Genomic DNA, 23,393 nt, shown 5'->3' with positions numbered 1-23,393 from the left:
GCCCCGCCTTAATGCGGATCGAAGACCGCGCTTAGGGTGGGGGCGTCGAGGATGCGGTCACTCCAGTGCTCGAGTTGTTCTTGGGTGGCGTGTTGCAGGCGCGCTTGGGTGCTTTCGTCGAGTGGGCCGAAGCGTTTGGTGAGTTGGCGTCGGAGCATGGCGGCTTGGCCCTTGTGCTCTCCTTCGCGCAAGGCAAAGTTGCGTTCGGTGACGGCATCGCTCAGGGCGCGTTCGCGTGCCAGGGCTTTGTAGCGTTCTTCCTCATCGGCGCTGATGCGTTGGAGGTCGTTCCAGGCTTGTTGGACGGGGGCGGAGTCGAGGGCGCTCATGGTGGTGTGCTCCTTCCAGTGTTTGAAGAATTTGATCCAGGCTTGGAGGTCAGTCTCCTGGCGGTCGGTCTGGCCGAGCCGGTCGGCTTTGGGCAATTCGATGATGTACAGGATGAGTTGGTCGCTCAAGCGGACGCTTGGCTGGCGGCGGTCGCGAAACTCGAACCGCCAGTGGGCTTGTTGGCGCTGGTTTTTGGTCTCTGTGAAGAGTTCAAAGTCGACCAGGTGGATGCCGATGACGGGCCGCGCTTGGCTATAATCTTCGCCGACATTCAGTTGCTGCGCATAGACCTTGGCAAGGTAGAACAGGTTTCGGACGCTCAGGGCGGACGGCGTTGATGAGGGCAACTAGCAGTTCTGGCGCGCGGACGAACAGCCGTTTGAAGACGTAGTCGTTCTTCGGGTCAAGTAGGTCGGGGCTGGTATCCACGGGTCTCACCGCTGTTGGCCAGTTTGACGTGTTTGATCAGCTGCTGGTCAAAGATTGGATTAGCACTGCCGGTAGGCGTGGGCCGCCCGACGGGAAATCTCGACCGGTGATCTCGCGGTTCCAGGCTCACATCGCCGATTACCGCAAGATACCGATTAGGCGCGCCGCAGTTCTTGATCCAGCCAGGCGTCCAGGTCGGCGGCATCGGTAAAGTCCAGCAGGGCTTCGCCGAGTGCTTCGAGTTGTGTCAAGGTCAGTGCTTCGAGTCCTTTCTCCTGTGCGGCGGATAGACTGCCAAGCCGGCGAGCGAGCTGACGCCGGATCAAGCCGTTGGCTTCCTCCTGGCAGCCTTCTTTGCGGCCTTCCTTGATCCATATTGGCCGATTTCTTGCAATGATATCCTGGTAAGCGCGGGTTTGTTCCAAGGGAGTGAGTTCGCCGAGCATGGTGAGTATCTCCTCGATAGTCAGGGTCGGGAAACGGGCCATTATCCAGGATTGAAACACGCCCCGGCATTGTCGCCGCACAGGTTCCGGAAGCGGGGCTTGTTGGATGATGCGATAAGCTGCTGGGGCTTGCGTGCGCAGTTGAGCTTGGTCCTCGATCAAAAAGGGAAGAAAGGTTGCCAGCAGCGGGTGGTCGGGATCGGTTTGCCGCAGCTCGTCCAGGACATCAATCAGGTAAACCCGCCGGATGGGCGGGTCGGGATCACGCTCGATCAGGTCCGGCCAGGGCAGGGTTTGGGGATCGTGCTCAGGGATGAGGAAGAGCAGCAATCCGCGCACCTCGCGCTTGGGATGGGCTTCCATGAGCAGGCCCATATCGATGAGCATTCTGGCGTATATGCCCGGGTCGCACCAGCCTTGGACTTCAATAGCGTAAATCGGTTCTTGTTGGTTGGCGGGCAGGACCACGCCGTCGAGGCGGCGTTCCAATGCCTTGAAGTCGATGGCGTCAAATTGATAAGGGCCGGCTACGGTCAGGCCACCGCATAGGATGCGCAGAAATTGGTCGTCGGTGCGCAGGAGCAGGTAAATTTCCTTGTCTGTTTGCATGGGCGGCCGGTGTGGAGTGCTGGAGGAAGTAGATGGCGCCACTGCGGGCTTCTGGCATCGGGGGGGCCGAAGTGCTGGTCCATCAGCGGTTGCGCATAGATAGCATAGCGCGGATTCTTGGGGTGCCTAGATGCATTGAATCAATTTGATGGGGGAGGTTTTTCGATTTCGGATAAAGTTTGGTCGCGCGGATCGTCACTTTTTTGGGCGCTCGCATGCATCGCGGAAGAAGTTGCTCCGTACGCTAATCGTCACAGCCACCCCAGCGCAGCAGGCCTGTTTTTCCACGGTGACCGCCGAGGAGGCGGCGTTCTACGGTTGGTCCCTGAGTCGTCGCCCCGCCTTAATGCGGATCGAAGACCGCGCTTAGGGTGGGGGCGTCGAGGATGCGGTCACTCCAGTGCTCGAGTTGTTCTTGGGTAGCGTGTTGCAGGCGCGCTTGGGTGCTTTCGTCGAGTGGGCCGAAGCGTTTGGTGAGTTGGCGTCGGAGCATGGCGGCTTGGCCCTTGTGCTCTCCTTCGCGCAAGGCAAAGTTGCGTTCGGTGACGGCATCGCTCAGGGCGCGTTCGCGTGCCAGGGCTTTGTAGCGTTCTTCCTCATCGGCGCTGATGCGTTGGAGGTCGTTCCAGGCTTGTTGGACGGGGGCGGAGTCGAGGTCGCTCATGGTGGTGTGCTCCTTCCAGTGTTTGAAGAATTTGATCCAGGCTTGGACAGTTCTTGGTGATATGAGAGTTCAATGACTGGAATCGTCGATAATGCTGGCAAGCGGTTCCGTCCGCCCGTTATCGATCTCGGCCAGCACCTGTTGAACCATTGCATCCCATTGCGCATCGCTTGTGTGGTCGAAGACCTCTTGCCAATGGGCGTTATCCCGCAGTTCATCGAGGACCAGTGTGGCAATGGCATCTTGAACCATGGCAGGGCGCTTCGCGACCTCGGCCATGGCCTGTTCAAACAGTTGGGTCATCGTTGGTCTTCAACCAGCCACATAGTCAAGATAACGTTATGCCTTGCATGAGCTTGACGAGTGGTTCCGTTCGCTTGTCATCAATCTCGGCCTGAGCCTTTCGAACAATGGGCACCCAATTCTCATTGCTCGTGTGGGCGTGCGGGGTGCTTCCCGTTAGTGATCCCGGCGCTGTTTGGCGAGCCAGGCTTCAATCACCTTGGGATCAAGACCTTTGAGCCGATCCTCGGGATCAAGTCCCTTGAGCCGTTGCTCGGGGTCGAGTCCCTTGAGCCGAGCTTCGGGATCGAGTCCCTTGAGCAGTTGCTCGGGATCGAAGTGTTTGAGGATCGCTTCGGGATCCTGCTGGATGACGTCCTCGATTACCATCTGATGTGTTTCGCGGATGAACTGTTCCATGGTGTAGGCCATTGTTGGTGCCTCGCGTCGGTAGAGTAGGTAAAGACGTTCGAGCAGCTCCCAGTGGCCGCGTTGCGGCGTGCCGCGATGGTGTGCGCGGTAGTGCTCCAGCCCCTGGCGCATCCGATCCCGTTCACTGGCAAAGAGTTCCCAGGCGGCATTGCGGGGGTGTTGTTCGATCCGGTTGAGCACGATGATTCGCACCCGATGAGCGCCCCAAGGCAGATCATAAACGCCTTTCCAGGCGGTGGGTTGCAGATCATAGTCGCGCGCGAGCCCCTCGGGATAGCGTGTGGCGACCGCATAAAGGCCGAAGGCGGCGAGCGGGTGGCGGGCGTTCTCGGCATTCAGGTTGACCTTCCGGTAGAGCACGAAGTAACTGATCAATTCGTCCAGCGACCAGGCATCCAGCGGCTCGTGGCGGGATTTGTAGCTCAGCAGGTTGATGGCGCGCAGATTCTCCAGCCCATCAGGTAGCGGATCGGGCAGGCGCGGCCGTTTCCGTCTCGATGGAGCAGCGGCTTCGACTTCTTCGATAATGGCCACATCGAGCTCTTGGCTGATCAGCGCCAGTTCTTGCTCGAGTTCCACCCGCCAAGGTGCGCCGGCAAAGACGTCGACCAGCGCGATGCCAAAGGCCCGGTGCCAATCGCGTAGCCGCTCTTCGTCAGGATTGTTGCGAGATTCGGAGGTCATGGGCGAAGTTTAGCCGACATCACCGTAAGCCCTTGTTTCTATATTTTCTCAAAAAAAATTAGCCCACCAAAACTGTTGTTTAGAAATCGCGACTCGAACGCGGTGCCATGACGGAACTTTGTGTACACCCATCTGTTGGGTTCCGAAAAAGTTTAAATCTGTGTATTTCTAACTTGGGTTAGACAGCCGACACTTTGTGAAATTGCAGCCAGGCCAGGCGGGCGAAGCCGTCTTGGACGGTTTCATCAATGGCATAGGCTTGCTCGATGAGCTTCTCGGCTTGCGTTAGGTCGTCGAGGTAGCCGTGCAGCAATGCGAGTAGGATCAGGCCCTCCCCTGTTTTGGCGTGCTGATCGGCCTTGGTCATGGCTTGCAGGAAGGCTCGGGAGCAGAGCCATTGCGGCTTGTAATGAGCAATCGCATGGCCGATACCTTCGCAATGATGGGCTGTTTGGCTGAAGAGCTTGGCGAGTTTGCCCCAGTAGTGAATGGTCGGTGGCTCCGGGGTCTGTGGTGCTGGAACCGGCGGCTTTGGCGCATCCAGTTCGGCGAGTTTGATCGCGAGCAGCAGGCTGCGTTGGGCGCTGGGTTGGGTGCAGGCGGCTTGGAGTGGCTCATTGATGGCGACTAGCCCGGGATACCAGGGCGGGTTGGGCTGGGCATGTCTGATCCAGCCGCCGCCGAGCATCCAGACGTTGGCGCCTGTTGCTCCCGCCAGTGAGGTGACGGCGGTGTTGGGGCCGATGATCAAGTCGAGCGCCTGGTAGAGGGCGGCGCAGTCATCGAGGTCGTCTTTCAGGTCAAGCTCCTGTCCGCCGAAATTGACAATGTCGACACCGAAGCTGTCTTGCGCGTGGGCGAGCTCGTCGGCGCATTCGCCGTATTGCAGGTTGATGAATTTGTTGCCGGGGAGGGAGAGAATCGGACCCCAGTCGTCGATGTCGGTGTAGCCGACGTCGCGGCGCGCGCTGCGCAGACCGCTGCGCCACGCGAAGCCGATTTTGCGGCCTTCGCCAAGCTCGGCGAGGCGGGCTCTCCAGTGGGCGACGCGCTCCGGGTCCGGCTTGAGGTAGCCCTGGTGTTGCCCTTGTCCGGGAAAGTCGGCGAGGCTTTTGCGGTAGATGCCGGGGAGGCTGCCAGCAGCGATCTGGTAGTCGACCTCTTGGCCGGCTGGCAGCTTGGGCTTCGGGCCGGTTTTGTTTCTGGCGCGGTCGACCGGGTGGATGGTGGCCTCGGGGAAGGAGCGGGCGAAAAGCGCGGCGAGGCGCGGGTCGCAGTCGATGATGACCTGCCCCGCGTCGCGGATCAGATCGGGGATGCAGTTGACGAAGAGGATTTCGTCACCGACGCCCTGCTCGGCGTAGACCAGGATGGTTTTGTCGCTGATGTCGCCCGGCCCTGCGGGCGGATCGGGGCTGTCTGCGTTGCTTGGGGCCTGTCCGTTGGCTTGGAGCCCATTGGGTTGCGGCCCATCGGGCGGGAGCAAATGCGGATACGGATAGCGGGCATGGGCGAGGGGCGTCAGCCGCTTGCGCGTCTCATACGCAGACCAGCCGTTGGCGAGGTCGCCGCCGGCGAGCCGCTCGATGGACTGGTTGTAGGCAGCGGCAGGCTCGTCCGGGTTGAGCTCGAGCGCGCGTTGGTAGCAGCGGCTGCCCTCTTGCGGCTGATTGCAGGCGGAGAGGACGTCGCCCAGATTGGTCCAGGCGCAAGCGTTGTTGGGGTCGAGCTCGACGGTTTTTTCGAGGATGGGGCGGGCTTCTTCGAGCTTGCCCTGTTCCCGCAGCGCGGAGCCGAGGTTGCTGTAGTAGTGGCTGTTGCCGGGTTGCAGCTGCGCGGCGCGAACAAAGGCGTTGGTGGCCTGCTCGTACTCGCGCAGCCGGATGTGCATGGCGCCGAGGTTATTCCAGGCGTCGGCGTGGCCGGGGTTGCGCGCGATGGTCTGCTCGAAGGCGGCGGCGGATTCGCGAATGCGACCGATGGGCTCGAGCGCCAGGCCGAGCATGAAGTGCAGCTCGGCGCGCTCAGGGGCCTCAATCAGCGCTTGGCGCAAGTACTTGGCGGCCTGTTCGTGCTGGCCTTGATCGAGCAGCGCGGTGGCGAGCTCGGCCAGCGCCTGGGGGTCGTAGGGGTTGTCGGCTAGGCGGGCGCGTGCGGTGGCTTCCGCCTGGGTTGAGAACGCGGGCGATGGCGAATGGGCGGCGGGTGCCTCGGGCTCGGCGAGGGTGGCGGTCATGGGTGGCTGTTTCAGGGGGATCCCCTTTAATGCTGGTCGAAAACGGCGCTGAGCGTGGGTGCGTCGAGGATGCGTTCGCTCCAGTGTTCGAGTTGCTCTTGGGTTGCTGTTTGTAAGCGCGATTGGGTGCTGTCGTCGAGAGGACCGAAGCGCTTGGCTAATAGGCGCTGCAATAAGGCGGCTTGCCCTTGCTTTCGGCCTTCCTGTCGGCCTTCGCGCAACGCGAAGTTGCGTTCGGTTACCGCGTCGCTCAGCGCGCGTTCGCGGGCTAGTGCGCGGTAGCGTTCATCCTCGTCGGCGCTGATGCGTTTGAGGTCGGCCCAGGCATCTTGGACGGGGGCGGAGTCAATGGCACTCATGGTGGTGTCCTCTTGCCAGTGTTTGAAGAATTTGATCCAGGCTTGTAGGTCGGCTTCCTGTCGGCTCGTTAGTCTGAGCCGGTCGGCTTTGGGAAGTTCGATGATGTGCATGATCAGTTGATCGCTTAAGCGCACATCGGGCAAGCGCCGGTCGCGGAATTCAAACCGCCAATGCGTTTGTTGGCGTTGCTCTTTATTCTCTGTGAACGGCTCGAAGTCGAGCAGGTGAATGCCGATGACGGCCCGGGCCTGGCTAACCCAGCCGCAGCAATTGCTCGAAGTAGTCGATGGTCGGCTTTAATCCTTCCCGAAGCGCTACCCTTGGCTCCCAGTCGAGCGCCGAGCGTGCGAGGGCAATGTCTGGCTGCCGCTGTCTTGGGTCATCTGTTGGCAGGGCCTCATGTACCAGTGGCGATTGCGAGCCGGTTAGGTCGCGAATTGTCTCGGCCAGTTCGATCATGGTGAATTCCCCCGGATTGCCAAGATTGATCGGACCAGCGAGTGCATCGGGACTGTCCATCAGCCTGATGAATCCCTCGATCAAATCGTCGACATAGCAGAATGATCGCGTCTGGGTGCCATTGCCGTAGAGCGTGATCGGCTCGCCACGCAGCGCCTGGACGATGAAGTTTGACACCACGCGACCATCGTTGGGGTGCATTCGGGGGCCATAGGTGTTAAAGATGCGCGCCAACTTGACCCGTAAACCATGCTGGCGGCGGTAGTCGAAAAACAGCGTTTCGGCGCAGCGCTTGCCTTCGTCATAGCAGGAGCGCGGGCCGTTGGGGTTGACGTTGCCCCAATAGCTCTCAGGCTGCGGGTGGATTGTGGGGTCGCCGTAGACCTCACTGGTCGATGCCTGGAATATCTTGGCCTTTAAGCGCTTCGCCAAGCCGAGCATGTTAATCGCCCCATGCACGCTGGTTTTGGTGGTCTGCACGGGGTCAAACTGATAATGGATCGGCGATGCCGGACAGGCGAGATTGTAGATCTCATCGACCTCCAAATAGAGCGGGAAGGTCACATCGTGGCGCATCAACTCGAAGTAAGGGTTATCGAGCAGCTGGGCGATGTTGTCCTTGGTGCCGGTGAAGAAATTATCGACACAGATCACGTCATGGCCCTCGGCAAGCAGGCGCTGGCAGAGGTGGCTGCCGAGAAAGCCGGCGCCGCCGGTGACGAGGATGCGTTTGCGCAGGGAGTATGTCATAGATGCAAGATCAGTCGAATCGGGGTCAGGTCTTCGGCAGGTTGCGCGAGGCGTTTTGGTCTCGGCTTGATGAGTATAGCGCTTGCGGAGCAACTCGTATTGCCGAACCGGCCGCAAAGGGGACTCCTGATCTGGTCGCGAAATATTATGAATGAAACCATGGCGTCTTTTGAGTTACAATATGAAGATGAACAGCTAAGTGCCCGTCAGGACTGCGCCGAGCTGGCGGATGAGACGCTAACCCTGCTGCTCAATATTCTCAAGAAACATCCCGAGGGTATCAGTGAGTACGATCTTCTGCGGGTGCTTGCACAAAAGCACCAGGCATCTTTCGCGAGCGCGCCCTTTCGCAGTGAATTGGCACTTTTTCACGCGCATTTTCTGTTGTTCAATGCGCTCTATCGCTTGCGTGACCGGCTGGCAGAGGCTGGTGTCGCCTGGCTTGAAATCGATACGCTCTGCATTGCGCTGCGACCTGGCGGCGCGGGCGGCTCATCGCAGTCACGGGCATTGGCGCGTCCCGATCCATTACGCGCCTATTATCTCGACATTCACCAACTGGCAACCACGGATGCGCAGCAGGTTGCCGACTGGCTGGGGGATTTCTGGATGCGCTATTTTGCGTTAGAAAGTCGTGCGGCCGCTTTGGCCGTGCTCGGGTTGGCTGATCCCGTCGATGCACAGGCGGTGCGACGGCGTTATCGGGAGCTGGCCATGCGCCTGCACCCCGATCGCGGCGGCGATGCAGACTCCTTTAGCCGCCTGATGTCGGCCAAGCAGGTGCTTGAGCGCAGCGCCGGTTACGGCGCCTCGAAACGCACCTGAACATCGCGCGGCGGCGCCAGATGCGGCGCCGTGGTCACCAGCAAATGCGCCCCGGCACGGGCGTAGTCTTCGGCATTGGCTGCATGAATGCCGCCGGCGGCAGCAACCAGGGCTGGGGCCCCGCGCTCGCGCAAAGCGGCGCGGGTTTGGGCAACCAACTCAGGCGGAAATTTCTCGAGTTGCAGCACGTCCGCCTCGCACCAGCGCAGAGCCTCTTCCAGGCTGCTCACCTCCACCACCACGCGCTTCTCTGGGCAGTGGTGGCGCAGGCGCTCAAGCGTCTGTGCCGGGCGCTCATCTCCAAGAAAAGCGCGATGCTCGGCAAAGACCAGCAAGGTCTCCGACAGGCCCAGGCGGTGCATCACCGCGCCACCTGATACAAATGCCTTGGCCGCAAGGCGCCGATTACCCGGGACATTCTTGCGCGTGCCGGCTACCAGCGCCTGTGGGTGCCCGCGGCGCGCAGCGGCAGTGATCTCAGCGGCGCTAGTGCTGATGCCCGAGCACCATTCCACCAGGGTTTGGGCGGCTTTCCAGCCTCGGTGCAGAGCGCCGGCCTTGCCCTCGGCTTCAAGCAACAGGGTGCCGGCAGCGCCCTGCTGGCCGGAGGCTGTGACCAGGCGGCTGCGGGCTCCGCACAACTCGAACATGCGCGCGGCCTCCTCGGTGCCGCAAACCCGCATTGGGTCGCGCACAAAGAAGCGGATACAACCGGATGCGCTACCAATGCCGAGGGACTCGGTGGTGAGATCGCCATAGGGCGCGTCTTCTTCCAATAAGGAATGAAGCGCCGCATCGCCCAACACAGGCTGCGCGGCGGGTGGGATGGATAATGCTGGCATGGAGGTTTATGGGTCTGTTGTGCGGTATTGAGTTGAAGAAAGAAGCAGGTGGCCGGACGGAGTATGGCGTGCGTCGACAGGGTTTTTGCCAGCGCGTTGCTAGTGTTCATGCTCCGGGCCACCCTGGAGAGTGAATCTGCGGCTTCACCGTAACGCTCCTGGTCCCGGCCGCCATGGAGAATGAAGCGGCTGTTTTAGGGTGAGCTGGCCGTGATGATGAAAGAGTCTCTGAGTCATGGGGCGGGATGCGCAATGATAATCCGCACCAGGGTGGATGCCTGCTGATTTGCTCTGTACTTAGTGGCAGGCAAAAGAGGGGGAGAAAACCGCGAAAAGCAGATAATGCGGAAGTGTTGGAGCCGGTGCCATGGGTTTGGTATCCATGCTCAACTGATGGTTAATTTGCCTATTTTCATTTCATTTTGCCAATCAACCCTTGCCAATCAACCATAGGTGCCGGCTATAATAGCGACCTAACGGCAAAGCGCTGCGCAATTGGGTTATCTCCCTTAGGTTGTCCCCTGGCGCTTCGCTAGCCCGAAAAGACTTATTTTTCGCGGACTCACACAAGAGAGAGCAAGCAATAATGGACGAAATGGAATATACCGAACTCAGGGCCAAACTAGAATCCCTTGAGGCCGAGCAGAAAGAAGTCGAGCGCGTCATCGCCGCCAAACGCGATCAGCGCAAGGCGGAGCTTATTTCCGAATTCAAGCAAAAAATCAAGGAAGAAGGGTTTAACATTGGCGAGATTGCGGATGCCTTCGCCGGCCGTCGCACGACCCGTCGTGCGGGTGGGGCGCGATCCTATCCGCGCTATGTCGATAATGCGGATTCAAGCTTTGTTTATGTGCGCGGGCCCCTGCCGAGCTGGATGAAAGAGCGCATGGCCGCTGTTGGCCTAAATCCGGCAGAAAAAGGTGATCGGGAGCGCTACAAGCAAGATTACATGCATGCGGATTCCTGACCAACCAGGTTGATCAGCTCAAGCTGATTATTTGACCGGGATCGACCCGCCGCGGCCGATTGCACGGCGGATGATAGCACTCCAAAAGGCGCGCCTGGATTTGATCCGTTTCCGGGCGCGCCGCATGCTATTTGTTCCACTCCTACCTTATCCCGGCCTGATTCCAGCCTGCCCAGGCTTGATTCTGAGTCAATCTCGGGCAGTGCCTCTTCGTGACAAGGCATCTTAGTGATAAGGCCTCCTGGCGATACGGTGAGTGACCAGGGTTTTCAGGCAGCCTGGCTGCTAGCCGCCTGAGCGGCTATTATCCCTCATTCATGTCCAGCTCCCATCTGGCCCAATTCTGGCGTCGTCTTCGCCCCGCTCCCGATGCGCTGCTTGATCGCATGCGGCTGCAAATTGCCCGTCCGGACGCCCTTCTCTGGCATGCTCTTTTCGGTATTCTGACCGGTCTGACTACGGGTGTGGTCATCATTGGTTTTCGCCTTGCGGTCGAAGGTACGCAGGCGCTGATGCTGCCCCACCATGGCGAGAACTACGAGGCCCTGTCGATCGCTGCGCGCTTGCTGCTGCCTCTCGGCGGGGCTCTGCTTATCGCCGCCGTATTCTTGCGCTTTTCCAATGGCATCCGGGTGCTTGGCGTGGCCCGGGTGCTTGAGCGCATGGAATACCACCAGGGCCACCTGACTCTGCGGGGCTTTGTGCTGCAATTCGTCGGTGCCGCGGTGGCGATTGTCAGCGGGCATTCCGTCGGGCGCGAAGGGCCGCATGTCTATCTGGGGGCGAGCGGCGGCAGCCTGCTGGGGCAGTTGCTGGAACTACCAAATAACAGTATCCGCATCATGGTGGCCTGCGGTACTGCGGCCGGCATTGCGGCCTCTTTCAATACGCCATTGGCCGGGGTGATTTTTGCGCTCGAGGTGCTGGCGCTCGAATACAGCATCGCGACTTTCATTCCGATTATTCTCGCCGCTGCCAGCGCCGACTGGCTGTTTGTCTCGGTCTTTGGAGCCAACCCGTTCTTTGAGGTGCCGCCAGCGGTCGTTGGCTCAGTGGCGGATCTGATGCCCGTCATTCTGCTGGGGATTGCGGCCGGCATGGTATCGGCGGCTTATACCCAGGCTGTGCAGAGTATTGCCGGCGCGGCGAAAGCTTTGCCGTTTTTCTGGCGCCTGATGCTTGCGGGTGTGATTGCCGGGCTGTGCGGTGCCTTGATGCCAGAGGTGATGGGGCTGGGGTTCGACTCTTTGGGCCAATTACTGAAGGAGCATCTCGCCTGGGAATTCTTGCTGATGTTGTTGGCAATGAAATTAATGGCCACCTCGGCCAGTATCGGGTTGGGTATTCCGGGTGGCACTATCGGTCCGGCGCTTTTTATGGGGGCGGTGATCGGGAATCTCACAGCCCTGGTGGCGGCGCCATTTCTGGATGCTAGCGCGGTGCCGGCGAGTTTTTATGTGCTGCTCGGCATGGGTGCCATGATGGGTGCCAGTCTGCTGGCGCCGCTGGCGGGATTGACCGCCATTGTGGAGCTGACGCATAGCCCAGGCGTCATCATGCCAGGCATGCTGGCAATTATTATTGCGGCCCTGGTGAGCTACAAGGGCTTTGGTAAGGATTCGCTCTTCATTACCATGCTGCGTGCCAATGGTCTGGATTATCGCATCAATCCGCTAATCCGGGAGTTGCGCCGCCAAGCTGTCGGTGGCGTGATGAACCGCCGTTTCGTCCATCAGCTGGCCGAGTTGGACCGCGCCAAGGCCGAGCGACTGGTGGTCGACAGCCCTGACTGGATCATTGTGAACAAGGCCGACAAGCCCACCTATCTGATGCCGGGTATCGCGGTTGCTACCTTTCTGTCGCAGAACCCGGACGCGGCCAGTGTCGACCTGCTGGAGATTCCTGGCGAGCGCCTGGAACTGGCCCCTATTCATTTACAGGCAAGCCTGCAAGAGGCCGTGGTGGCTCTGGAAGCAACCGGTGCTCAGGCGCTCTATGTGCGCCGGCCGCTGGCGCCGGGCATTGATCATATCTACGGCGTTTTGACGCGCTCGCGTATCGATACGGCTTACAAGTATTGACTGATTGCGCGATCCTGTCCGGAGGATGAGCTGCATGACTTGTACGGTGGTAACCGCCTGCATGGTCATAGCAGCGCGACCTGGCCAGCAGGTTGGCGAGCTGGTGCGACCCCGGCGGGCCTGATCAGGCGTTGGCCAGCCTGATCCGGTTCTTGCCGTCGGATTTGGCATGGTACATGGCCTCATCGGCCAGGTGCAGCAGAAGGCTGGGGCCTGGGCTTTGATCCGGGCTTTGATCCGGGCAGTGGTCGGGCCAGAGGGCAATGCCAATGCTGGCACCCACGCCCAAGCCGTCCCAAGACAACTGCCCGATGGCCAAGCGGATCTTCTCCGCGACGGCTGTGGCCGCATTCGCATCGGCCACCTCGGCGAGCATTAGCGCGAACTCGTCTCCACCATGGCGTGCGGCCAGGTCGGTGGCGCGGCAGCAGGTCTTAAGTACCTGCGCGACCTCTATCAGGACCTCATCACCCCTCTTGTGCCCCTGAGTGTCGTTGATCTCCTTAAAGCCGTCGAGATCCAGATAAAGCACCGCCAGGCGGCGCTGGTGACGCTCGCTGCGCTGGAGTTCCTCGCGCAGAGCCTCTTCGAAGGTGGCGCGATTTGCCAGGCCCGTGAGTGCGTCGAAGCGCGCAAGGGCTTCGAGGTGTTCGCGGTGACGGCGGCGCTCGGCGACGACGAGCAATGTGGAGCGGGTGCCGATTGCCAGCAGCACCAGCACCGGAACGCCAATGAGCACCGCACGCACAATCAGCGCGTGGCGCCAGCCGTTGATCACCGATTGCGGCAAGTGCGAGACCAGCACCCAGGGATAGCCGGTGGTCGAGATGGCGCCGTCGAGGCCATCGGGACGCTCCGAGCAACCGTCAATATGGTCCAGCGGATTATAGTGGTCGTAAGTAAAAATGCCCTGCGCTGAATGAATCATGCCGCTGTGGTTCTGGTTCATGTGCGCCCAGACCTCGGGGTAAAGTTCTGGCATCCGAATCTTGGCGCGCTCGGGGAACATGAACCCCCAGCCCGGCGGCGGATTGGGCGTAATCAGCCAGTAGCCTTGGTCGTTGAGCATCATGACCTGGCCCGGGCTCAAGTCCCCGGCGGCTTGCACCTGATCGAGTATGCCCTGAGCCAGCAAATTGATCACAATGACACCGCGTTTTCGCCCGGCGCTATCCTCGACCGGAGTGGCCAGGCGGATCATAGGTTTGTAGGGGGTTTCGATCTGGCCGTGCTCGATGTTGAGATCGAGCGGTGAAAGGTAGACTTGCCCTGACTGTAGCGGCAGAGATTCGGTGAAATAGGGGCGGCCAGATTTGTTTTGCAAATCCGGTCCGCTGACAATTAGAGATTCGCTAGCACCCTGGTTAACCCGCACGATCTCCTGGCCGCTTTCGTCCAGATAGCGGATTTGATCGTAGTTGTGGGAATTGCGCGCCAGCGCCAGATACTCCGAGGCCATCGCCAGGCGGGCTTCGGTGGTGGCGCCAAGCAGCAAAGTGGCAAGCTCGTTTTGTTGTGCGAGTACGCAGACGTCTTTGGCCACCGGTTGGAGTTGGGCGGTTACGGCTTCGCGCTCCAGATCGACGGCAATGCGCTCGCTGCGCTTGACCGCCTCCAGGCGGTCGGTGAATGACCACAGGCTATAACCGGTCACAATGGCAACAGGAACCAGCGCCAGAAGCGGGTAGAGAAGAAAAAACGACCGCCAGGTTGTACCGTGCTTGCCCATGTCCGCCATGCTAGTCGAAAACCGCAACGGACGCTGAAAGGATTTCGCGTCCTTTGATTTAAAGTCATGCCAAAATGGCACTGAACTTGATGCCTAGCTATCGCCACATCCGTGCCGGGGAGTCAGCATGCTCGCGCTCGAAGAACTGGGAGTCGCCTACCGTTGGAAATTTCGGTTTCTGCAACCCGGTTCGACGGTCGCAGCGGAAATTGGAACCGTCTTTGCCGATGTTGGCAACCACCTCTCCCCAGGTGTGATCGACCACCACCACGAAGAGAACGGCGAAACGGATTCAAGCGTCAGCGCCATGATTCGTGAGCCATCGCTTGTCAGCCATCATCTGCTGGGGCCGCTCAATCAGGCCTACTATTCCGGCCAGACGCTCGCACAAAGGGAGTACGTCTTTACCTTTGGCACTCACATTCATCCTGACTGGGATGCCATGGTGAGCTTCTATCTGGCCGATCATCTACTGCGCACGGCTGAGCTTCCATCGCAAGCCGTTTGCAATGCGCTTCGGGACGCAGCTGACAGCGTGGATCAGGGGCGGGCCAAAGCGGGTGACGATGCGTTTCGTCCTTTCCTGATTTATCTCTACTGGCAAAGCCAGCGGATGGATTGGGAGTCCCTGCTCCTACAGGGAAAAGCGCTGATTGAGCAAGTGATTGTCCGCACCGCCGAGCGTCAGCGCCTTGCTCGCGAGAACAACCAGCCGGTGCCGATACTGGATTTTACCGCACCGCTGGACCCTGCCATTGGCTACGTGCAAGAACGGACAGCTCTTCAGGCCGACTACAAAGATTTTCTGCAAGACCTGAAGGCAACCATCAGCGAGGAAATTTTCTTACCCTACCGAAGCAACGAAGAACGCCTGGCGAATGCCGCGCGACCCTGTACCATGCTGGCATTTCAGCAGTATCCCCAATCGCTGCTGTTTAAGTATTGGGTGCGCGAGGGGAACCATGGCGACCTGATGGTCGTGCCGAGCTTCTCCGAGGATGGGACCCTGCAAAGGGTGGTTCTGTCAGTGCGCGGTGATGGTGGTTATCATCTGCCCTATCTTGGCTATGCACTGGAACAAGCAGAAGAACAGAAACGTAAACTGCTGGGCCGCGCGCGCGGAGGCAAGCCCCGGTATCCTGACAACTACTGTACCAACGATGATCCCTGGTACGACGGCCGCGGGCACCACTTCACCATCATCGACGCTCCCCGCAGCGGAACCCTGCTGACATACGATGAAGTACTGGCCGTTGTGCGCCACATTTACGACAAGCCCAAGCAATTTTTACACAAAAAGGGTGAGCTTGATGTTTTCATCAGTTACCGGCGCGATAAAGGCAGCGAGATGGCCAGTCTGCTGCGCATTTTTCTCGCCCAACAGGGGTATTCGGCATTCCTGGATGTAGAATCCCTGCGTGAAGGTGCCTTTGATGACCAGTTAAGGTCACATGTGCAGCACTGTAGTCAGTTTATTTTGATTCTGTCTCCAGGAATTCGGGATGGTTTTGGCAGAACAGAAGACTGGGTGCGCGAGGAGATTATTACCGCTCACCGGACTGGAAAAACCATCATTCCCATCGCACTGCCTGGTTATGAATTTCCTACGAGTGCAGAAGAACTTCCGCAAGAGCTTGAGTTTATGTACAGCCTCAATGTCTTTCACTATCAGCATATTCACCAGAACTCCTGTTTTCAGAAAATACTGCAAGCCATCAAGGGCGCTTAGCTTTTCTGTATCGCTGTAGGAAATGCGTTTTCGGTTCCGGGCCGAGTAGCGGTCCAACACAATAGCCGAAAGTCCATGTCCGCTCGATATAAAAACAGAGTCGTGTTCCTATTCTCACCTGGAGGGCTTGCGTGTGACACCAGAACAGTTACAACCCCTGGTCATTAAGCTGGTTAACCAGCTGTTGAAGTTGCTTGACGTGGCAGAGCCGCCTGATTCATTAGCGGGCGGGCTGCGTTTGTTCAAGAAGAAAAAAGGGGAGTTGAGCAACCAGATCGTCGCTGAGCGGTTGCAGCTCAATAGCAACGAACTTGCCGATTTTTCCAAGGTTTTGCGCGATCTGGAGCGCAGTGGGAGCGAGACAAAAGCCCGCGACCAACTGCTAACGCAGCTACGCTTCATCTCTTGGATGGAGCTGCTGGCGGCCAGACTGCCGGAAATCGGCTTTGATGACTCGGTCGAAGCACTGGTGTCCGAGGAGCTGGGCCGCAAACAGGTGCGGGCGCTGGAGTTAATCCTGCGCAGCCTGATCAACGAACACTACGGCGACCAGCAAAAGCTTGAGCAGAACCTTGGCGAGTTGCTTAGCACGCAGGTGGTCGCCAAATGGAAGCAATCAGCCGATGCGGGGGATTTGCTCAGTGGCACCACCTTTAGTGAACTGGCCAGTCTGTTTGTCAATAACAGCGAGTACCCAAGGTACTCCCCGCTGTTTGAGGACACGCCCTTTCTTACCTACCTGCGCGACAAACGCAAAACCATCCAGAACTTTCTCGATGATATTCGTCGCATCCGAAATGCACTGGCCCACAACAAACGCATTACCAACACCCAGCTCAGCCTGCTCGACCTGTATTACGAGGAGCTGATCTCCCCGGTACAGGAAGCCCATGATCAGGGGCAGACCAAAGTCGACCCCGAGACCTACCTGGATGTCTCCAAAGAAGACCTTGAGCAGTACTTTGGCTCAATCACCGAAGATCTAGCCGAGGTTAAGGACGATATCGCGCAGTTTCGGGCGTCGGTAGAGGCTTCGCTTGGCTCCATCGCCGAGGATACCGGCAGTATCCGTCAAACCACCGGCACCATCGGTCGGCGCCAGCTTTGGATCGGTCTGGGTGTCGGGGTGACCATTCTCGGCATCCTGGCAGTGTTCGTGCTGACCAAGGCGACGCGGGACGATACCTCGGTTGTGCGCGAGACCACGGGCCGCATTGAAGAGCAGGGCGCGCAAACGCAGCGTTTGGTGGCCGATGCGACTGAGGCGATGAGCGCATCGGTTAGCGCCATTCAGGACGGGTTCACTTCGCTCAGTAAACTCGGTGGGATCATCGACCAACCCGAGCGTCCGGAGCAGTTCTATCATAATGCCCGCGTATACGAATTGCGTGGAGATTTTCTCAATGCCCGCAAGAGCTACCAAGGCTTTCTGACCTTCGGGCTAGATGTCATCGACCCCTATCTGCGCTACATCACCATCCTCAAGGCGCAGGACGGACTTCAGGGTGCGCTCACAGCCTATGCTGCCAGCCAGCCTGAGGAACCAGTGGCTGCCTACGATGTGGCTCGCACGCAACTGCTGCAGGGAGATGAGCGTAGTCAAGGGTTGGAGGAACTGGCGGCAGAGCACCCGGATTACGGTCCCCTGTACTACCTGATCGCCGGGCAGCACTCGCTTAAGCAACTCGGCCAGCAGTCCCTGCACAACAAACGCGAGGAGAAAAAGGCACTGACGCGCTTTCTGGAGCTGACTGAGCAGGGTGAACTGCTGAAATATTTCATCGACAAAGAGATGGCGACCGAATGGGTCGATGATGCCGAAGCGCGCATGAAGGCGTTGAGCGTGGTCGAGACGGTCGCGACCAAACCCAATTTCATTTACAAAGCGACACGCAGCAATAGCGGGTGGCAGCTTTATTTTAATTTTCCTGAAGTTGTCCGTCACTTCTCTTACCGGCTGGGTGACACTGGGGACTTCATCGATACCGGCGTCTCAGACTTTATCGACCCACGGCTGGGAGAACCACCAGCAGTGACCTGGTTTCAATTGCCGGCCACCCAGAAAGATGGCGCCATCTATGTGAAGTATGTCGATATACAGGGGCGCGAGAACGGTCCTTTCAAGGTGGATTTCACCACCACCGACGAGCTGGTGAGCAGCCAGAAAAAAATCCTGGAAATGACCAAAGGAAGCTGGCTTGCCTTTAATGCTGGCAACCCAGGTATGCTCTATTTCACCCACCTACAATCCTATCGCTGTGCGATCAGCGAGGTGCAATTTGGCCTGGATACGCCGGAGCCGGATACAGTCTGGACAGGCCTGGGCGAGTGCGACCCCGATGATCCTCACAGCATCGGTTCGGGGATGGAAATCTATCGATCCATCCCTGTGCCAACCCAGTACGTTAGCGTCCAACTGACCTACAAGGATGGCTCGCGCTCGGAGGTGCAAAGAATTGATCGGCGCTAGTGCGTGGTCGTATTGTGCCACGGTGCCATAGCAGAGGACTGGACCTACAGGAATGGAATCAATAGAACTCAAGCTCCCACTAAGTGCTGCTGGGCGTCGGCTTGATCAGACGCTCGCGGAGTTGCTGCCAGATTACTCGCGCGGGCGCATCCAGCACTGGCTTGAGACCGGCCAGTTGCGGGTGGATGGCGAGGCTCGCCGCCGGCGCGACAAGGTGCGCGGTGGCGAGCAGATCTGTCTGCACACCAATCCGGCTTTGGAGGTGCAAACCGCCGCTCCGGCGCAGGAGATTGATTTCGCTCTGGTGCATGAGGACGCGCATCTGCTGGTCATCAACAAGCCCGCCGGGCTGGTAGTGCATCCAGGCGCCGGTCAGCCCGACGGAACCCTGCTCAACGCGCTGTTGCATCACAATCCCGAGCTGGCCGCGCTGCCGCGTGCCGGCATCGTGCACCGGCTCGATAAGGACACCAGCGGACTCATGGTGGTGGCCAAGTCCCTTATCGCCCATCAGTCCTTGGTCACCCAGTTGCAGGCACGCCTGGTGCATCGCGACTACCGTGCCCTGGTGCGCGGCGACCTGATCAGCGGCGGCAGCGTCGATCAGCCCATCGGCCGGCATCCGCAAGCGCGCACCAAAATGGCCGTGGTCGCCTCCGGGCGCCCGGCCATTAGCCACTACCGGGTTCTCAAGCGCTTTGGCCATTGCACCCTGCTTGGCGTGCGCTTGGAGACCGGTCGCACCCATCAGATTCGCGTCCACATGGCACACCTGCGCCACCCGCTGGTAGGCGATCCAGTCTATGCGCGCGCGCGCCAGCCCTTCCCCGCCCATGCGCCGGCGGCCGAGGCGTTGCGTAACTTTCCGCGCCAGGCCCTGCATGCCATCGGCCTAGCACTGGAACATCCCGCAAGCGGCGAAACCCTGAGTTGGGAGATCCCGATGGCCCCCGATTTTGCGCAGCTACTAACCGAACTCGACCAGCCGCCGGAGGTGCGTGAATGATTGCCGCATCAATGGCTAGCGATTTAGCGCCTTCAAGTCTTGAACTAATCTACCCCAATTGGTCAGTCTCCCCCCGGGTGCATGCTTGCACCACCATTCGCAGCGGCGGCACGAGTACCGGCCCCTTTGCCGGCCTGAACCTGGCGACCCATGTCTGCGATGATCCGGCCCGGGTTGCAGCCAACCGCCAGCAGCTGGTGGCGGCCCTGAAGCTGCCGACCGAGCCTCTGTGGCTCGAGCAGGTGCATGGCACCGAGGTGGTGGAGATTGGCGATGGTGCGGGGAACGGGAGTCCTTGCGCGGACGCCAGCCTGACCCATCAGCCAGGCTTTGTCTGCGCGGTGCTGACCGCCGACTGTCTGCCAGTCTTGCTGTGCGAGCGCCATGGTCGCGCAGTGGCCGCCGTGCATGCCGGCTGGCGTGGCCTGCTTGCCGGTGTCATCGAGGGCGCGGTCGCGCGCCTGGCACAACCGCCCGAGCGCATCGCCGCATGGCTGGGGCCAGCCATCGGCCCGCGCGCCTTCGAGGTCGGCCCGGAGGTGCGCGAGGCTTTCCTGAGTGCCGACGCGGGGGCTGCCGGAGCCTTTAAACCCTCAGTTGGCGAGCGCTGGCTGGCAGACCTTTACACCCTGGCGCGTCAGCGACTGCGGCAAGCCGGTGTCAACGATATCAGTGGTGGCGATTACTGCACCTTCAGCGACCAGGCGCGCTTCTATTCCTACCGCCGCGACGCGCGCACCGGCCGTATGGCGAGCCTGATTTGGTTCGATCCGTGAGTTTTAGACCGAGACCCAGGGCGTTGCCCTGGGTTGGCATCGATCGCGCCCTTGGCGCTCGCGCTTGACGCTGTATTGAGGTGGGTAGCCTGGTCCGGGGCAGTGTCCATAGGGAAGATGCGTTAAGAGACGGTGGGAACGACCGTTCTGTCAGGGCCTTCTTGTTCATGCCCGGCTTTGTTGATCAGGCAGGGCGTCACGCAGCGTCTACTCGCGCAATAGGAGGTGCACATCAATCCGCAAGCGCAGCACTGACGGGTCGATGGGTTTCGGGATGAAATCCGTCGCGCCAGCCTGCAATGCCTGAGTCTCATTCTTGATGTCCTGGCTGGCCGTCACGAAAATGATCGGAATGTCCTGCCATCGTGGGTCTTTCTGAAGAGAACGACATAATTCATAGCCGTCCATCTCCGGCATCATGAGGTCGAGCAGGATTAGCGCAGGCGCTGCTGCTGTCTTCAGCCGTTGTAGCGCCTGTGCTCCGGACAAGGCAAATTCGCATTGATACTCGGGCATCAGTGCCTCCCCCATCATTTTGACGCTGGCGGGGTCGTCATCGACAATGAGTATCCGAACCTTCTCGTCTTTGGATGGCAGCCAGGGTTTGAGCGCGGTCAGGAGTGCGGCGAGCTGCTCCTCGAACGCATCGATTAAGTCCTCAAGATCGGTGCGCCCTTCCAGCAGGCGTTGCTCTAAGGTTGCGGCTGTTTGGATCAAATCCTGCGTGCCAAGATAGCCCGCGCGACCTCTTAAGGAATGGAGCCGCTGGGCGGCGGCGTTAACCGCGCCACGCGCTAGGTCATCGCGCGTATGCTGTGCCGCATCGTGAAAATCATTGGTTAGGGATGCCAGCGATTTCAGAAAACGTGACCAATCGTTGTCAAAATATCGCGCCGCTCGACGGGTATCGAGTCCGGGAATGTCGGGAAAGTCCGTTTTCGGCGCATTGGATGGCAGTTGTGTCGGGGCGCTGCTGGGCGGCGATGCGTCCGCCGCGGGCGTTGCGCACCAACGCCGCAGGATCGACACGAGATCCTCCAGGTCGACGGGCTTCGCCAGGAAATCGCTGAACCCGGCCTCCTCGGCCTGCTGGCGATGTTCAGTCAGCACGCCGGCGGAGAAGGCGATGACCGGCAAATCGGTCAGGCCAAAGTCCCGACGGAGCGCACGGGTCGCGGCAAGCCCGTCCATCACAGGCATCCGGATGTCCATTAGCAAAGCATCAACACCCTGGGGGTGGGCGTGCAGCCAGTCCAGCGCTTGCTGACCATCGGTGACCAGCGTCACACGAGCGCCCTCGCGCCGCAGTGCGCGTTCGACCATTTCTCGATTCATCGGGCAGTCATCCGCGACCAGACAATGCAAGCCGGTCAGGCGCGGTCCGCTCGGTTGCTGGGTGTCTTTGATCTTTTCCGCTGGCGCCTCCTCCGGGCTGACCCGCTCGAATGGGAGCTCGAACCAGAAGTGACTGCCGACTCCGAGGGTGCTGTCAACGTCGAGGGTGCCGTCCATTTGCTCCACCAACTGTTTGCTGATGGCCAGGCCCAGCCCGGTGCCACCGAACCGGCGAGTGATGCTCTCGTCGGCTTGGGTAAAGGCGGTGCCCAAGGTGGCCAGATGCTCGGGGCTGATCCCGATCCCCGTGTCCTGGACATCCAGGCGCAACCGCACCGTCCTGGTGTCGATATCCTCTTGGCTAACCTTTACGCATACCTCGCCGCGCTCGGTGAATTTCACCGCATTGCTGACCAGGTTGACGAGGATCTGCTCCAGCCGCAACGCGTCGCCGCGCAGCCAGGCGGCGAGCCCTGACGGCGTATCAAGCTGGAAGGCGAGCCCCTTAGCTCTAGCCTGCTGACCCATGAGGCTTGCGACCTGTGCTAGCAGGACCACTGGTGAGAAGGTTCTTGCGGTCAGCCGTAACTGGCCGGCTTCGAGCTTGGAGAGATCGAGGATGTCGTTGACGAGCGCGTTCAGGGATCGTCCGGCCGTGCGCATCTGCTGGACCTGGTGGTGTTGCTCTGCGGACAACGCCTCGCCTTCCAGCAGTTGCGCCAGGCCCAGCATGGCGCTGAGTGGTGTGCGGATCTCATGGCTCATGTTAGCCAGGAACTGGGACTTAATCTGGGCCGCTTGCCGGGCCTCCTCGCGGGCTTGATTGAGTTCGGTGACGTCCGAGAAGGTATTCAGATACAGGATCTCAGGCGTGGTTTTGAGTGGCGTGGCAAAGGCCGTCAGCGTCCGACGCTGGCCATCCTTGCAGCAGACCATCAGTTCGCCCGGTTTGCTAGAGTCCCCATTGTTCGTCACACTTTGCAGTGCCTCTCGCCGCATGTTTACGACTCGTTGGCGATAATCCGGGTCGGGAAACGCCTTGACCCGCCAATCCGACCAGGTGGGAATGTCTTCGAGCGTATAGCCGAAACACTCGGTAAAGGCGCGGTTCAGGTAGGTGACAGCTCCGGTCTCATAAGCGATGGCCAAGGGCATTGGCGAGGCATTGATGATGGCGCGGGTAAGCGATTCGCTCGCCTGCAAGTTCGTCGTGATCTGCTTTTCTCGCGTGATGTCGTCCGATATCGCCAGAATGCAGGTTTTGCCGTGCATGACGAGGGCGCTCAAATGCACCCATTCCCACTGCAACTTGCCCTCGGCATGGCGATAGCACCACTCAAATTGCTGTGGGCCTTCCTGAATCGTCTTGGCGGCCCACTTCAACAAGTCTTCTCGGGAGTAAGGCGGCTTAGTCCACATCCTGTCGTGGTTGGCCTTGAGTGCCTCGAACGAATCGTACCCATACTGCACGCAGGCGGTCGGGTTGGCTGCCAGCATCTCACCGCTATCTTTGTTGTGGATCAAAAAGGAGCTCGGCGCGGTCATGAAGATCGCGCGGAAAAGCTTCTCGCTGTGCGACAGGGCGCTGGGTAGTGCCCGCTTTTGGCAAACGAGGCAACGGGCCTGCATGGTCGAAATTTGCGCCTTCGCGCGTTGCAGTTCTTTGTCTTGAAGCTCTAGCTCAATCTGCTTTACACGAGCCTCATGAAGCGTCCGCTGAATATCTTTTGGTGACATTTCAGCGATCGCGTTCGACGATTGTGCTGAGGTATCGCCAGCTATTTGCTCGGCCCGCTGCCGCAGCGTCCCCCCAACCCCATGGTCCGGTTTTGAGGACACCGGAGAATCTGTCGGGGAGACGATTTGGGCGGGCTGGATATTCGTGTCCGTCATCAGTCCCTCCGCGAGAAATTTCGCCCTTCAGGGTGGGAATAGGGCCGAGACAAAAACAG

At 59.7% G+C, this 23,393-nt stretch carries 18 protein-coding genes; 7 read left to right on the top strand and 11 right to left on the bottom strand.

What is annotated here, in order from left to right:
• Window positions 1–8 precede the first annotated feature (8 nt).
• The 8 genes from Thiofri_RS23475 to Thiofri_RS23440 all read right to left on the bottom strand — a co-directional run bounded on the left by Thiofri_RS23475 (window position 9) and on the right by Thiofri_RS23440 (window position 7,681).
• Window positions 9–677: a PD-(D/E)XK nuclease family transposase gene (locus Thiofri_RS23475; RefSeq protein WP_323705740.1), complete on the bottom strand. Its 669-nt coding sequence runs from the start codon at window positions 675–677 to the stop codon at window positions 9–11.
• A 237-nt stretch (window positions 678–914) separates the two neighbouring features.
• Window positions 915–1,814, bottom strand: coding sequence for a DUF2887 domain-containing protein (locus tag Thiofri_RS23470; protein WP_323705739.1), 900 nt, complete (start codon window positions 1,812–1,814; stop codon window positions 915–917).
• A gap of 343 nt (window positions 1,815–2,157) precedes the next feature.
• Window positions 2,158–2,478, bottom strand: a complete 321-nt coding sequence (locus tag Thiofri_RS23465) for a DUF4351 domain-containing protein (protein WP_009149008.1) — start codon at window positions 2,476–2,478, stop codon at window positions 2,158–2,160.
• A 69-nt stretch (window positions 2,479–2,547) separates the two neighbouring features.
• The gene (locus Thiofri_RS23460; protein WP_009149000.1) at window positions 2,548–2,781 is read right to left on the bottom strand and encodes a hypothetical protein; all 234 of its coding nucleotides are present in this window, start codon (window positions 2,779–2,781) and stop codon (window positions 2,548–2,550) included.
• Window positions 2,782–2,937: 156 nt separating this feature from the next.
• On the bottom strand, window positions 2,938–3,876 hold the full coding sequence (locus tag Thiofri_RS23455; RefSeq protein ID WP_009148993.1) for a hypothetical protein: 939 nt from the start codon (window positions 3,874–3,876) through the stop codon (window positions 2,938–2,940).
• Window positions 3,877–4,054: 178 nt separating this feature from the next.
• A complete protein-coding gene (locus Thiofri_RS23450) occupies window positions 4,055–6,112 on the bottom strand; it encodes a tetratricopeptide repeat protein (RefSeq protein WP_009148992.1) in 2,058 nt (685 codons plus the stop codon).
• Between the two features lie 26 nt (window positions 6,113–6,138).
• Window positions 6,139–6,696: a DUF4351 domain-containing protein gene (locus Thiofri_RS23445; protein WP_407702953.1), complete on the bottom strand. Its 558-nt coding sequence runs from the start codon at window positions 6,694–6,696 to the stop codon at window positions 6,139–6,141.
• 28 nt (window positions 6,697–6,724) lie between these two features.
• Window positions 6,725–7,681 (bottom strand): UDP-glucuronic acid decarboxylase family protein, encoded by a 957-nt coding sequence (locus Thiofri_RS23440; RefSeq protein ID WP_040855857.1) that lies wholly within the window; start codon window positions 7,679–7,681, stop codon window positions 6,725–6,727.
• A gap of 147 nt (window positions 7,682–7,828) precedes the next feature.
• On the opposite strand from Thiofri_RS23440, the gene Thiofri_RS23435 reads away from it, so the two are divergent.
• Window positions 7,829–8,506, top strand: a complete 678-nt coding sequence (locus tag Thiofri_RS23435) for a DNA-J related domain-containing protein (protein WP_009148989.1) — start codon at window positions 7,829–7,831, stop codon at window positions 8,504–8,506.
• Here the strand turns inward: Thiofri_RS23435 and modD are convergent.
• Window positions 8,482–9,348: a ModD protein gene (gene modD / locus Thiofri_RS23430; RefSeq protein ID WP_009148988.1), complete on the bottom strand. Its 867-nt coding sequence runs from the start codon at window positions 9,346–9,348 to the stop codon at window positions 8,482–8,484. The two genes, Thiofri_RS23435 and modD, sit on opposite strands and share 25 nt — an antisense overlap.
• 586 nt (window positions 9,349–9,934) lie before the next feature.
• Here modD and Thiofri_RS23425 point away from each other — a divergent pair.
• The gene (locus tag Thiofri_RS23425) at window positions 9,935–10,315 is read left to right on the top strand and encodes an H-NS histone family protein (RefSeq protein WP_009148987.1); all 381 of its coding nucleotides are present in this window, start codon (window positions 9,935–9,937) and stop codon (window positions 10,313–10,315) included.
• 317 nt (window positions 10,316–10,632) lie between these two features.
• Window positions 10,633–12,396: a chloride channel protein gene (locus tag Thiofri_RS23420; RefSeq protein ID WP_009148986.1), complete on the top strand. Its 1,764-nt coding sequence runs from the start codon at window positions 10,633–10,635 to the stop codon at window positions 12,394–12,396.
• Window positions 12,397–12,520: 124 nt separating this feature from the next.
• Here Thiofri_RS23420 and Thiofri_RS23415 read toward each other — a convergent pair whose 3' ends face one another.
• Entirely contained in the window at window positions 12,521–14,125 is a 1,605-nt protein-coding gene (locus Thiofri_RS23415) for a sensor domain-containing diguanylate cyclase (protein WP_223296736.1), read from the bottom strand.
• A gap of 127 nt (window positions 14,126–14,252) precedes the next feature.
• On the opposite strand from Thiofri_RS23415, the gene Thiofri_RS23410 reads away from it, so the two are divergent.
• From Thiofri_RS23410 to pgeF, 4 genes are all read left to right on the top strand, one after another.
• Complete coding sequence (locus tag Thiofri_RS23410; RefSeq protein WP_009148982.1) at window positions 14,253–15,854, top strand: toll/interleukin-1 receptor domain-containing protein; 1,602 nt, start codon at window positions 14,253–14,255, stop codon at window positions 15,852–15,854.
• A gap of 133 nt (window positions 15,855–15,987) precedes the next feature.
• Complete coding sequence (locus tag Thiofri_RS23405) at window positions 15,988–18,324, top strand: STY4199 family HEPN domain-containing protein (RefSeq protein ID WP_009148980.1); 2,337 nt, start codon at window positions 15,988–15,990, stop codon at window positions 18,322–18,324.
• A 52-nt stretch (window positions 18,325–18,376) separates the two neighbouring features.
• Window positions 18,377–19,330, top strand: a complete 954-nt coding sequence (gene rluD, locus Thiofri_RS23400; RefSeq protein WP_009148979.1) for a 23S rRNA pseudouridine(1911/1915/1917) synthase RluD — start codon at window positions 18,377–18,379, stop codon at window positions 19,328–19,330.
• Window positions 19,327–20,106 carry a peptidoglycan editing factor PgeF gene (pgeF, locus tag Thiofri_RS23395; protein ID WP_009148977.1) on the top strand — a complete coding sequence of 260 codons (780 nt, stop codon included), beginning with the start codon at window positions 19,327–19,329 and terminating at the stop codon, window positions 20,104–20,106. Before rluD ends, pgeF begins: the two co-directional genes overlap by 4 nt.
• Window positions 20,107–20,313: 207 nt before the next feature.
• Here the strand turns inward: pgeF and Thiofri_RS23390 are convergent, their stop codons facing one another.
• On the bottom strand, window positions 20,314–23,334 hold the full coding sequence (locus Thiofri_RS23390) for a response regulator (protein WP_009148976.1): 3,021 nt from the start codon (window positions 23,332–23,334) through the stop codon (window positions 20,314–20,316).
• Window positions 23,335–23,393: the final 59 nt, after the last annotated feature.

Source organism: Thiorhodovibrio frisius (genome assembly GCF_033954835.1).
GTDB lineage: Bacteria > Pseudomonadota > Gammaproteobacteria > Chromatiales > Chromatiaceae > Thiorhodovibrio > Thiorhodovibrio frisius.
Note: the sequence above shows the minus strand (reverse complement) of the source record. Positions and strands in the feature narration are given on the sequence as shown.

What these genes read in the sequence shown, in the direction of transcription:
- Thiofri_RS23470 (WP_323705739.1), bottom strand. Translation starts at nt 1,814, where the DNA reads ATGCAAACAGACAAGGAAATTTACCTGCTCCTGCGCACCGACGACCAA.
- Thiofri_RS23465 (WP_009149008.1), bottom strand. Translation starts at nt 2,478, where the DNA reads ATGAGCGACCTCGACTCCGCCCCCGTCCAACAAGCCTGGAACGACCTC.
- Thiofri_RS23460 (WP_009149000.1), bottom strand. Translation starts at nt 2,781, where the DNA reads ATGACCCAACTGTTTGAACAGGCCATGGCCGAGGTCGCGAAGCGCCCT.
- Thiofri_RS23455 (WP_009148993.1), bottom strand. Translation starts at nt 3,876, where the DNA reads ATGACCTCCGAATCTCGCAACAATCCTGACGAAGAGCGGCTACGCGAT.
- Thiofri_RS23450 (WP_009148992.1), bottom strand. Translation starts at nt 6,112, where the DNA reads ATGACCGCCACCCTCGCCGAGCCCGAGGCACCCGCCGCCCATTCGCCA.
- Thiofri_RS23440 (WP_040855857.1), bottom strand. Translation starts at nt 7,681, where the DNA reads ATGACATACTCCCTGCGCAAACGCATCCTCGTCACCGGCGGCGCCGGC.
- Thiofri_RS23435 (WP_009148989.1), top strand. Translation starts at nt 7,829, where the DNA reads ATGAATGAAACCATGGCGTCTTTTGAGTTACAATATGAAGATGAACAG.
- modD (WP_009148988.1), bottom strand. Translation starts at nt 9,348, where the DNA reads ATGCCAGCATTATCCATCCCACCCGCCGCGCAGCCTGTGTTGGGCGAT.
- Thiofri_RS23425 (WP_009148987.1), top strand. Translation starts at nt 9,935, where the DNA reads ATGGACGAAATGGAATATACCGAACTCAGGGCCAAACTAGAATCCCTT.
- Thiofri_RS23420 (WP_009148986.1), top strand. Translation starts at nt 10,633, where the DNA reads ATGTCCAGCTCCCATCTGGCCCAATTCTGGCGTCGTCTTCGCCCCGCT.
- Thiofri_RS23415 (WP_223296736.1), bottom strand. Translation starts at nt 14,125, where the DNA reads ATGGGCAAGCACGGTACAACCTGGCGGTCGTTTTTTCTTCTCTACCCG.
- Thiofri_RS23410 (WP_009148982.1), top strand. Translation starts at nt 14,253, where the DNA reads ATGCTCGCGCTCGAAGAACTGGGAGTCGCCTACCGTTGGAAATTTCGG.
- rluD (WP_009148979.1), top strand. Translation starts at nt 18,377, where the DNA reads ATGGAATCAATAGAACTCAAGCTCCCACTAAGTGCTGCTGGGCGTCGG.
- pgeF (WP_009148977.1), top strand. Translation starts at nt 19,327, where the DNA reads ATGATTGCCGCATCAATGGCTAGCGATTTAGCGCCTTCAAGTCTTGAA.
- Thiofri_RS23390 (WP_009148976.1), bottom strand. Translation starts at nt 23,334, where the DNA reads ATGACGGACACGAATATCCAGCCCGCCCAAATCGTCTCCCCGACAGAT.